We start from the raw sequence: 11154 nt of genomic DNA, 5'->3' as shown, positions 1-11154 counted from the left end.
GAAGCCGACATCGGCCGCGGCGATGTGCTGGACCGGGTCGTTGCCGATGCGATGGAAGGTGGTACGCAGCGCTTCGTGACGATGGACGATGCGGTCGAGCGCGCGATGCAGTGCATTGCGGTCGAGGGTGCCGTGCAGGCGCCACGCGAGCGCGACGTTGTAGGCGTCGGAGGTGCCTTCGACCTGATCCATGAACCACAGCCGCTGCTGCGCGAACGACAGCGGCAATGCCTGCTCACGCGACACCGGAACAATGGCCAGCGACTTGCCGCGTGCGGCGCCCTTCACCACCTGGGCAAAGGCGGCGAGACGGGAATTGGCGAACAGGTCCTTGAGCGCGATGTCGATCTTCAGCGCCTGGCGTACGCGGACGACCATCGTGTTGGCGAGCAATGAGTGCCCACCCAGTTCGAAGAAGTCGTCGTTGCGACCGATGCGTTCGCGCTTGAGCAATCCAGCCCAGACGCGTGCCAGCGTTCTCTCGACCGGCCCCCGTGGTGCTTCGTAGGCGCCGGTGAAGTAGGCGTCCGGAGGTGGCGCGGGCAGCGCCTTGCGATCCAGCTTGCCGTTGGGCGTGAGCGGGAACACCGGCAATGCCACGTAGGCGGCAGGGACCATGTACTCGGGCAGCGCCGCGGCCAGGTGCGCGCGCAGCGATTCCGGATCCAGCGTCGCGCCGGCTTCCAGCGTGAGGTACGCAACGAGACGTTTGTCGCTGCCAAGGTCCTCGCGCGCGAGGACGACGGTTTCCCGCACGCCCGCGTGCGTCGCCAGGCGCGCTTCGATCTCGCCCAGCTCGATGCGGAAGCCGCGGATCTTCACCTGGAAGTCGTTGCGGCCGATGTACTCGATGTTGCCGTCCGCGCGCCAGCGGCCCAGGTCGCCGGTCTTGTACAGGCGACCGCCGGGAACGAACGGATCGGCGATGAAGCGCTCCGCGGTGAGGTCGTCGCGATTGAGATAGCCGCGTGCCACGCCGGCGCCACCGATGTACAGCTCGCCGATTTCGCCGGGCGGAACCGGCTGCAGTGCGTCGTCGAGGATGTGGACCTGCGTGTTCGCGATCGGCCGGCCGATGTGCAGCACCGGATCGTTCGCATCCAGTCGCGCAGACGTTGCCACGACCGTCGTCTCGGTGGGGCCGTAGTTGTTCACCAGCGTCGTCGATGCGGGGAGCTTCGGGAATTTCTTCAGCCGATCACCGCCGACCAGCAGGGTCCGCAGCTGCGGATTCGCCGCGCCCTCCGCGTAACCCCATTCGGCGAGCGGCGTCGGCAGGAAGCCGACATCCAGCGCCGCCTGGGCCCACCACTGCAACAGCTGTCCCGGATCGCGTGCCGCTGCGGAGGGCGGCAGTACCAGCTGTCCTCCCGCGCACAGGCTGGGCCAGATTTCCCACACGCAGGCGTCAAACGCCACGCTCGCGACGCTCGAGGAGCGAATGCCTTCGGCAATCCCGAAAGTCGCGTTGTGCCAGCCGATCAGGTTGGCGAGGTTGCGATGTTCGACCATCACGCCCTTCGGTTCGCCCGTCGAACCGGAGGTGTAGATCACGTAGGCAAGGTGTGCGGCAGTGAGCCCCGGGACCTCCGCATTGTTTTCGCTGTTCCATGCGATCCGCGCTGCGTCGACAACGCCATCCAGAACCACTATCGGCGCCTGCAGATCGGCGGGAAGTACACCCTGTAGCGATGTCTGCGTCAGCACCACCGAGGGCGCGCTGTCGCGCAGCACGTAAGCGATGCGTTCGGCTGGATAGCCGGGGTCGATCGGCACATAGGCAGCGCCGGCCTTCAGGACGCCCAGCAGGGCGACGACCAGCTGCAGGTCGCGATCAATGCACACCGCCACGCGGTCGTCGGGTTTCACTCCCAGGTCGCGCAGGTGGCACGCCAACTGGTTGGCGCGGCGATTGAGCTCGGCATAGCCCAGGCTCCGGGCTTCGCAGGTAACGGCGACGACATCGGGCGTTCTTGCCGCCTGCATTTCGAACAGCGTGTGCACGCAGGAGTGTCGTGCCTCGTGCAACGGCGTTTGGGTCGGGTGCCACGTCGGGGTCGAGCCTGCGGCTGGTTCGTGGCTATCGATGGTGTTCATGTCAGTCCCTGATCTGGTTGCCGCGGGCGTGGCCTGCGGTAGGAGTCCGTGCCGCGCTGGCGGCACTCCGGGTCGCTGCCTGTTGCCGGGCAGGACGAGTGTTTGTCGTGCTTTCAGCGTGATGGCATATGCGGCGCGTGGCGGTGCCCGCTCCAATCGCGAACGGGTCGTTGCCATTCCATTTTGTGATTCGCAGGCGGACGTGCATGCATGCGCAAGACGCGCGTCGGCGCACGCCCGCACGAGGGCGCGTGTAATCGTCGGGCTTGCAGCCGATCGGGTGGCGCAGTTGCGCGCCCAGAGCCAGGCATCATCGTTGCGTCCCTGCAGGACACGGCAGGTGTGCCGTGTGCGTCGTCCATGACATCGGGTCGGGTGACGCGTACCGCTGCTCACGTGCAGGCGAGGATCGCCCCTGCACCGTGCACCCGACTTGCCACTGCGTACGTGCAGCGGCAGCGCGCAACGATATGCCAGCGCTTCATGTCAGGCAACTCACTACGGTCCCGTATACAAGGCCGCATCGCTGGGTGCGTTGCGCCGCCGTGAGGGTCTCGTCAGAAGTGCATCGGCGGGTCGCGCAACAAAAAACCCTGCTGGTTGAGCCCTGAAAACAAGGCGCCAGCAGGGTTCGTGTCCTACCGCCGTGCGGTGGGAAATTGCGAAGTATTAACGCTTCATCGAGCTAAAGAATTCGTCATTCGACTTGCTGCTCTTCATCTTGTCGAGCAGGAATTCCATCGCGCCGATTTCGTCCATGCCGTGCAGCAGCTTGCGCAGGATCCAGATCTTCTGCAGCAGCTCCGGTTCGATCAGCAGGTCTTCGCGGCGGGTGCCCGAGCGGTTGATGTCGATCGCCGGGTAGACGCGCTTCTCGGCGATGCGGCGGTTCAAGTGGACTTCCGAGTTGCCGGTGCCCTTGAACTCTTCGTAGATCACCTCGTCCATCTTGCTGCCGGTGTCGATCAGCGCAGTAGCAATAATGGTCAGCGAGCCGCCTTCCTCCACGTTACGCGCGGCGCCGAAGAAGCGCTTCGGACGGTGCAGGGCATTGGCGTCGACGCCGCCGGACAGCACCTTGCCCGAGGAGGGCACGACGTTGTTGTAGGCGCGGGCGAGGCGGGTGATCGAGTCGAGCAGGATCACCACGTCCTTCTTGTGCTCGACCAGGCGCTTGGCGCGCTCGATCACCATTTCGGCGACCTGCACGTGGCGGGCGGCGGGTTCGTCGAACGTCGAGGAGACCACTTCGCCACGCACCGTGCGCTGCATTTCGGTCACTTCTTCCGGACGCTCGTCGACCAGCAGCACGATCAGGTGCACGTCCGGGTGGTTGTGCGTGATGGCCGTGGCGACCTGCTGCATCATCATCGTCTTGCCGGCCTTGGGCGGCGAGACGATCAGGGCGCGCTGGCCTTTGCCCTGCGGCGCCATCAGGTCGAGGATGCGGCCGGTGATGTCTTCGGTCGAACCGTCGGCGCGCTCGAGCTTGAACTTGCGGCGCGGGAACAGCGGGGTGAGGTTCTCGAACAGGACCTTGTTCTTCGACGCTTCCAGCGGCTCGCCGTTGATCGTGTCGACCACGGCCAGGGCGAAGTAGCGTTCGCCGTCCTTCGGCCAGCGGATGCGGCCGGACAGGTGGTCGCCGGTGCGCAGGTTGAAGCGGCGGATCTGGCTGGGCGAGATGTAGGTGTCGTCCGGGCCGGCGAGGTAGCTGGCCTCGTGCGAACGCAGGAAGCCGAAGCCGTCGGGCAGGATTTCCAGCACGCCGTCGGCGGCGACGCCTTCGCCGTGGCGGGTCAGGACCTTGAGGACGGCGAAGATGACATCCTGCTTGCGGGCGCGGGCGACGCCTTCCTGGATCTGCAGCTGCTCGGCGATGTCGAGCAGGCGGTTGGCCGGCATGCGCTTGAGGTCGCCCAGCGAGTAGACCGGGAAGCCTTCCGGCACCTGCGGGTGCGGGCGCGGGACGAAGGTTTCGTTGTTGCCGCCGTCGTCCTGCATGCCGCCATCGCGGTAGCGGTCGCGCTGGCGGTCGCGACGGTTGCGGAAGCGGTCGCGGCGGTTGTTGCCGCCGCCGCCGTCGCGATTGTCACGCTGGCCACCGTCGCCGCCGCCCTGGTTGGGGTTGCCTTCGCCGGAAGCGGCGGGGGCGGGCGATGCGGAGCCTTCGGCGGCGGGTGCGGCCGGGGCAGGTGCTGCGTGTGCAGGCGCTGCCGGTGCGGATGCGGGCGGCGCGGCAGGCGGAGCGGATTGCGAAGCGGCTTCGGCGGGAGCGTCAGCCTTGACTACACGTGCCTTGCGCACGCGCTTCTCGGCGATCTCGCCGGAGTCGGGGGTGTTATCGGACAAGCAGGGAATCCTCGCTAAGCGGCGAGCGCCCGCGATCTGCGGGCGGTACGTCAGGGACGTGGGTCATCAAGAAGAGGGGCGCGGCGCCGAAATGGACTTCTGGGCGCCTGCGGTAGCGAAACTAGCACCGTGGCTGCGTGGCGGCAAGCGCCGCGGCGGGGTCGGTTCACGTTTTCCCGGCGCGGAGTCGCCTTTTGAAGGGTCCTCCTGGGCTTTGCTGCGCCCGCGGATGGCTACGATCCCGCGTTTGTTCGTCATTCCCGCGAAAGCGGGAAACACCGCGCCAGGAAGCGGCTTCAAGCCCGGAAGGTCCTGGGCAAAACGACTCCGGACAGGCCGCTTCAACAGATGGGAGCCGGCAGGCCGGCTCCCGTGGTCGTTCCAAGGCAGGGCGATCTAACCCCGCTCAAAGCGCCTTGTCGATCATCTGGCTGAGCTGGGCCTTGCCCACCGCGCCGATCTGCTGGGAGTGGATCTGGCCGTCTTTGAACAGCAGCAGCATCGGGATCGAGCGCACGTGGTACTTCATCGCGCTGGCGCGGTTGTGGTCGACGTTGAGCTTCACGATCTTGGCCTTGCCGGCGTAGGTGTCGGCCAGTTCGTCCAGGGCGGGGGCGATCATCTTGCAGGGACCGCACCATTCGGCCCAGAAATCGACCAGGACCGGTTCGCTGGAGCCCAGCACGACGGCATCGAAATCGGCGTCGCCGACATGCACAATTTTTTCGCTCACGGCGAATCTCCTGAGGGGATGGGGCCCCGGCAGGACGGGCGGGGCAGGGTCTGGGTGGCGCTGTGGGTTAAACTGGGGCGTTATCGCGCCGGCTTCAAGGCCCAGGCGCGGCGCCCGACCGAGCCGGCACGCCCGGCCCAGGCAGTCTGCGATGGCAGACCGCCCCCATGCAAGCGCTGCTTCCTGCAGTGCGGCCTACGCGATGAAATACAGAAACCCATGAGCGACAAACCGCTGACCGACATCACGTTCGACTCGTTCGAACTGCACACCACGCTGCTTGCAGGCCTCGAAGCCGCCGGCTTCACCCGCTGCACGCCGATCCAGGCGCTGACCCTGCCGCTGGCCCTGAATGGCCGCGACGTCGCCGGCCAGGCCCAGACCGGCACCGGCAAGACGCTGGCCTTCCTGGTCGCGGTCATCAACCGCCTGCTGACCCGTCCGGCCCTGGCCGACCGCAAGCCCGAGGACCCGCGCGCCCTGATCCTCGCCCCGACCCGCGAGCTGGCGATCCAGATCCACAAGGACGCGGTGAAGTTCGGCTCCGACCTGGGCCTGAAGTTCGCCCTGGTCTACGGCGGCGTCGACTATGACAAGCAGCGCGAGCTGCTGCAGAAGGGCGCCGACGTGATCATCGCCACGCCCGGCCGCCTGATCGACTACGTCAAACAGCACAAGGTCGTGTCGCTGCACGCCTGCGAGATGTGCGTGCTGGACGAAGCCGACCGCATGTTCGACCTCGGCTTCATCAAGGACATCCGCTTCCTGCTGCGCCGCATGCCCGAGCGCACCACGCGCCAGACCCTGCTGTTCTCGGCGACGCTGTCGCACCGCGTGCTCGAGCTCGCCTATGAGCACATGAACGAGCCGGAAAAGGTCGTTGTCGAGACCGAGTTCATCACCGCCGCCAAGGTGCGCCAGAAGATCTACTTCCCCTCCGACGAGGAGAAGCTGCCGCTGCTGATCGGCCTGCTGTCGCGCTCCGAGGGCGCGCGCACGATGGTGTTCGTCAACACCAAGGCCTTCGTCGAGCGCGTCGCGCGTTCGCTGGAGCGAGCCGGGTATCGCGTTGGCGTGCTCTCCGGCGACGTGCCGCAGAAGAAGCGCGAGTCGCTGCTGAAGAAGTTCCAGGCCGGCCAGCTCGAGATCCTCGTCGCCACCGACGTCGCTGCACGCGGCCTGCACATCGACGGCGTCTCGCACGTCTACAACTACGACCTGCCGTTCGACGCCGAAGACTACGTGCACCGTATCGGCCGCACCGCGCGTCTGGGCGCCGAAGGCGACGCGATCAGCTTCGCCTGCGAGCGCTACGCGATGTCGCTGCCCGACATCGAGGCCTACATCGAGCAGAAGCTGCCCGTGGGTGCGGTCGAGCCCGAACTGCTGGTCGCCGTGCCGCGCACGCCGCGCGAGGTGCCGGCCGGTGGCGACATCGAGGTAGACGGCGAAGAGAACGAGAGCATCGGGGCGATCTTCAAGGAAGCACGCGAGCAGCGCGCAGCCGACGAAGAGCGTCGTGGCGGTGGCCGCAGTCGTACGGGCGGTCGTGGTGGCGCAGCGGGTGGTGGTCGTCGCGAAGGCGGCAGCCGCGATGGCGCACCGCGTGGTCCGCGCCGCGAGCGCGCGCCGGGCGAACGCCAGCCGATCGAAGGGCAGGCGCCGCGTCCGGCGCATTCCGAATCCGCAGCCAAGCCTGCCGTTGCCGCGGTGCAGGCGGGCGATGCCGAGCGCGCGCCGCGCAAGCGTCGACGCCGTCGTGGCGGACGCCGGGTCGAAGGCGCCGAAGGCGCAACGCAGGCCGCCGCGGCCACGCCGGCAACGTCCAGGCCGTCGGCTTCGGATGCGGCGTCGGGGAAGCCGGGTCTGCTTGCACGCATCGGTCACGGCTTGAAGAAGCTGATCACGCGGGCGCCGAGTTCGCAGCACTGACTTTGGTGTTGCGGTTCGCGGCGGCGCTTGTCGCTTCGGGCTGTACGGTGCGGTCGTGTGATTCGGGCGGTGCGCGTGTGACGTCGGCGCCTCCCTCCGTCCAGCGAAGGTAGGGGCATCCCTTTCTTCGTCATCCCCGCGAAGGCGGGGATCCATGGACGTTGCTCTGCCCGTGAGCCGAAGCAACCACAACAACAACGGCTTCCGCCTTTGGCGGGTCACTTTCTCTTGCTTGCCCAAGAGTCCGACTGGATTCCCTCCGGTACCAAAGAGAAGGGCACCCCGGAGCTACGCGCCCGGCGCATACAGCGCGCCGGGTCCGCAGGCGACCCGGGACTTTTCGACACGACGTCCCTGTCGTGTCGAAAAGCACGCGGCATCCATGCCGCGCGCCCTGCGGAGGTCTGATCCGGGCCGCCTGCCACTCTGCTACCGCCCCGGCGACAAACGCAAAATCAACTGCCAACTGGCGGTTTGACCATCCGACTAGCCACGGCCTCGCTCCCCCGCGATACTTCCCGCAACTGATCGCACTCCCCGGATCGAATGGCCGTCCTGCGCTTCGACAACGTCAGCAAACGCTACGACAGCGGTCACCACGCGTTGACCGACGTCAGCTTCGAGGTCGCTCCCGGCGAGATGCTCTTCGTCACCGGTCATTCCGGTGCCGGCAAGAGCACGCTGCTCAAGCTCATCCACCTCAGCGAACGCGCCAGCCGCGGTGCCGTGCTGTTCGGCGACAGGAATCTCGCCAAGGTGCGCGGTGGCCGCATCGCCCTGCATCGACGCGACGTCGGTGTGGTGTTCCAGGACCATCGCCTGCTCACCGACCGCAGCGTCGCCGACAATGTCGGTCTCCCACTGGTGCTGCGCGGCATGCGTCGTGGCGACATCGCCAAGCGCGTGCGCAGCGTGCTGGACAAGGTCGGCCTGGGCGCGCGTGCAAATGCGTTGCCGGGGCAGCTCTCGGCCGGCGAGCAGCAGCGCGTCGGCATCGCCCGTGCGATCGTCAGTGAACCCAAACTGCTCGTCGCCGACGAACCCACCGGCAATCTCGATCCCACCTTGTCGGCGGAAATTCTTGCGTTGTTCGCTTCGCTGCCCGAACGCGGCACCAGCGTGCTCGTTGCCAGCCACGACCTCACGCTGCTCAAGCGCATGCGCAAGCGCGTGCTCGTGCTGAACCAGGGGCGCCTCGTCGACGACATCTCGCCGCAGGACCTGGCCGAATGAACATCGAGTCCGATGCGATGAAGGCGCAGTCGAAGCTGGGCATGTGGTTCGACCACCATGTGTACAGCCTCGTCGCCAGCCTCGGCGGCCTCTTCCGCAAGCCATGGGCCACCGCGTTGACGGTCGGCGTGATGGCGGTGGCGCTGGCGCTGCCGATGGGACTGTGGGTGATGCTCCACAACATCGACCGGTTTGCCGGCAGCGTGCAGCAGTCGCAGCAGGTGAGCGTGTTCCTCAAGCCTGCCGTCGCCGCCGGTCGCGCGACGGCGTTGGCGGAAGAATTGCGCGGTCGCGCCGATGTCGCGCGGATCGAATTGCGTACGCCCGAACAGGGTCTGGAAGAACTGCGCAAGGCTGGACTGGGCGACACCCTGTCGATGCTCGAAGGCAATCCGCTGCCCAGCGTGCTGGAGATCACCCCCAAAGGTGACGAAGCCGCGCTGGTACAGGCATTGCAGTCACTGCCGGAAGCCGATGTCGTCCAGCACGACGCCGGCTGGCGCGAGCGCCTGCAGCAATGGCTGATGTTTGGCACGCGACTGGCGTGGGTGCTGGCTGCACTGCTCGGGCTGGGCGCGTTGCTGGTCGTCGGTAACACCGTGCGCCTGGACATCCAGTCGCGACGCGAGGAAATCGGCGTGCTGCAGTTGCTCGGAGCGAGCGATGGTTTCATCCGTCGTCCCTTCCTGTACCTGGGCGTATGCCACGGCGTGCTGGCGGGCGTGTTGGCGCTGGCACTCCTCACGCTGGCCGATGCCGCGTTGCGCGCGCCGCTGGCTGAACTGGCGCGCAGCTATGGCAGCCGGTTCGCGCTGCAGGGCTTCGACGTCGTGCAGGCCGTCGCGATCGTGCTGGGCGCGGGCGTGCTGGGCTGGCTCGGTGCGGGCTTCGTGACCGGTCATTACCTGCGCCAGACCCGTCCGACGGAAACCTGACGAAAGGACGACGCAGGTCGCATCGCGGTTGCCTAAACCGCGGATGCAGCGCGTACACTCGCCACTCCACCGGCAACACATGTCTGCCATGTCTTCGCAGGATCTGCGCCACTTCGACAATGCCGCGCCGCGCGTGATGGTCGTGGACGGCAGCAAGCTGGTGCGCAAGATGATTGGCGACGTGCTGGTGCGCGAAGTCGCCGATGCCGAACTGGTCGCCTGTGGCAGCATCGATGAAGCCCGCGCGGCGTTGGCGCAGGGCGCGGTGAACCTGGTCACCACCTCGCTGGTATTGCCCGATGGCGACGGCATCGCCCTTGCGCGCACGGTGCGCGAGGCATCCGGCCAGTCGTACGTGCCGATCATCGTGGTGTCCGGCAACGCGCAGGATGCACTCGAGGCGCGCCGCTTCACCGAGGACGTCACCGACTACTTCGACAAGGGCCTGGGTTACGGCGCGCTGGCCGCGTTCATCCGCGGCTACGTGCAGCCCGAGCCGATCGCCGGCGCTCGCGTGCTCTACGTCGAGGACAGCAAGGTCGTCGCACTGGCGACCAAGCGCATGCTCGAACGCAATGGCGTGGCAGTGGTGCATTTCGTCGGCGTAGAGGAAGCGCTGGAATACCTGGAGCAGCATCGAGGCCAGGACGATCCCGGTGCGGACCTCGTGCTGACCGATGTCTACCTGAAGGGCAAGCTCGAGGGCAGCGATCTTCTGCAACGCATCCGCAATGACTTCGGCTACGGAAAGCGTCGTCTACCCGTGTTGGTGATGACCGGCGACGCCAACCCGCAGAACCAGAGCGAGCTGATCCGGCTGGGCGCCAACGACCTGGTGCTCAAGCCGATCGAGGAGCGTCTGCTCATCACCAAGACGCTGTTCCAGTTGCGTGTGTCGCGGATGTCCGAGCAGCGCACGCTGGATGCATGACGCGCGTTTTTGCGCGCTCGACCGGGAACGATCCCTGACGTCGCTGCCACGAAAGTGGGAATGCGGCTTGCTGCCCGGAGCGGTGCGTGTGGGCAGCGACAACGCCTTCTCGACCATGCGGAAATGACGATTTGCCAGGGCGATCGGCCTGGCCCGGCTTCGCTCACCGGCTATCCTGTGCGCATGAACGAAACCGCAGAACGCACCCGACTGGAACCGTCATGGAAGTCGCGCATCGGCGACTACCTGCAGCGCGACGACATGCGGACGCTTGCCGCGTTCCTGCGCGAACGCAAGGCCGCTGGCGCGCGGATATTTCCGCCCGGTCCGCAGATCTTCGCCGCGCTCGATGCCACGCCGTTCGATGCGGTCAAGGTAGTAGTTCTCGGCCAGGACCCGTACCACGGCGCGGGCCAGGCGCACGGGCTGTGTTTCTCGGTGCAGCCAGGCACCGCGGTGCCACCGTCGCTGGACAACATCTACAAGGAAATCCAGCGCGACCTGGGCATCGTGCGTCCGGATCATGGCTGCCTCACGCCGTGGGCGCGGCAGGGCGTGCTGCTGCTGAACGCGGTACTCACCGTAGAGGAAGGGCGCGCCGGCGCGCACCAGGGCAAGGGCTGGGAGGGATTCACCGACCACATCGTCGATGCCCTCAACCGCGAGCGCGAGCACCTGGTGTTCCTGCTGTGGGGCAGCTACGCGCAGGCCAAGGGCAAGGTGATCGATGCACGCCGGCACCTGGTGCTGAAAGCGCCGCATCCCTCGCCGCTGTCGGCGCACCGCGGCTTCATCGGCTGCGGCCATTTTTCCGCCACCAATGCCTACCTGGCGCGGCACGGCCAGGCGCCGATCGACTGGTCGCTGCCGGGTGCTTCCGCCCTGGTCCTGTAGTTCGGCTTCAATCAGCAACGTGTAGAAAAAGGCGCGCAACCGCATGG

Annotated in this window: 8 protein-coding genes; 5 read left to right on the top strand and 3 right to left on the bottom strand. The window is 66.8% G+C overall.

Translation table 11 applies throughout. From position 1 onward, the window contains the following. The 3 genes from ACYVD7_RS14280 to trxA all read right to left on the bottom strand — a co-directional run. On the bottom strand, nt 1-2097 hold a 2097-nt coding region (locus ACYVD7_RS14280), incomplete at its 3' end, for a non-ribosomal peptide synthetase (protein ID WP_460764535.1). A 669-nt stretch (nt 2098-2766) separates the two neighbouring features. Next, complete coding sequence (rho, locus tag ACYVD7_RS14275; protein WP_460764533.1) at nt 2767-4449, bottom strand: transcription termination factor Rho; 1683 nt, start codon at nt 4447-4449, stop codon at nt 2767-2769. Nucleotides 4450-4855: 406 nt separating this feature from the next. Then, the gene (gene trxA / locus ACYVD7_RS14270; protein WP_460764531.1) at nt 4856-5182 is read right to left on the bottom strand and encodes a thioredoxin; all 327 of its coding nucleotides are present in this window, start codon (nt 5180-5182) and stop codon (nt 4856-4858) included. A gap of 219 nt (nt 5183-5401) precedes the next feature. Between trxA and rhlB the strand changes: the two genes are divergently transcribed. The 5 genes from rhlB to ung all read left to right on the top strand — a co-directional run bounded on the left by rhlB (nt 5402) and on the right by ung (nt 11107). Beyond that, nucleotides 5402-7114: an ATP-dependent RNA helicase RhlB gene (rhlB, locus tag ACYVD7_RS14265; RefSeq protein WP_460764529.1), complete on the top strand. Its 1713-nt coding sequence runs from the start codon at nt 5402-5404 to the stop codon at nt 7112-7114. Nucleotides 7115-7660: 546 nt separating this feature from the next. Continuing rightward, nucleotides 7661-8347 carry a cell division ATP-binding protein FtsE gene (gene ftsE / locus ACYVD7_RS14260; RefSeq protein ID WP_460764527.1) on the top strand — a complete coding sequence of 229 codons (687 nt, stop codon included), beginning with the start codon at nt 7661-7663 and terminating at the stop codon, nt 8345-8347. Next, nucleotides 8344-9282, top strand: coding sequence for a permease-like cell division protein FtsX (gene ftsX / locus ACYVD7_RS14255; RefSeq protein WP_460764525.1), 939 nt, complete (start codon nt 8344-8346; stop codon nt 9280-9282). The genes ftsE and ftsX overlap by 4 nt, the downstream gene beginning before the upstream one ends. 88 nt (nt 9283-9370) lie before the next feature. Continuing rightward, on the top strand, nt 9371-10213 hold the full coding sequence (locus ACYVD7_RS14250) for a response regulator (RefSeq protein ID WP_460764523.1): 843 nt from the start codon (nt 9371-9373) through the stop codon (nt 10211-10213). Nucleotides 10214-10396: 183 nt separating this feature from the next. Beyond that, nucleotides 10397-11107, top strand: a complete 711-nt coding sequence (gene ung / locus ACYVD7_RS14245; RefSeq protein ID WP_460764521.1) for a uracil-DNA glycosylase — start codon at nt 10397-10399, stop codon at nt 11105-11107. Nucleotides 11108-11154 lie beyond the last annotated feature (47 nt).

Source organism: Lysobacter fragariae (assembly GCF_054779775.1).
Note: the sequence above shows the minus strand (reverse complement) of the source record. Positions and strands in the feature narration are given on the sequence as shown.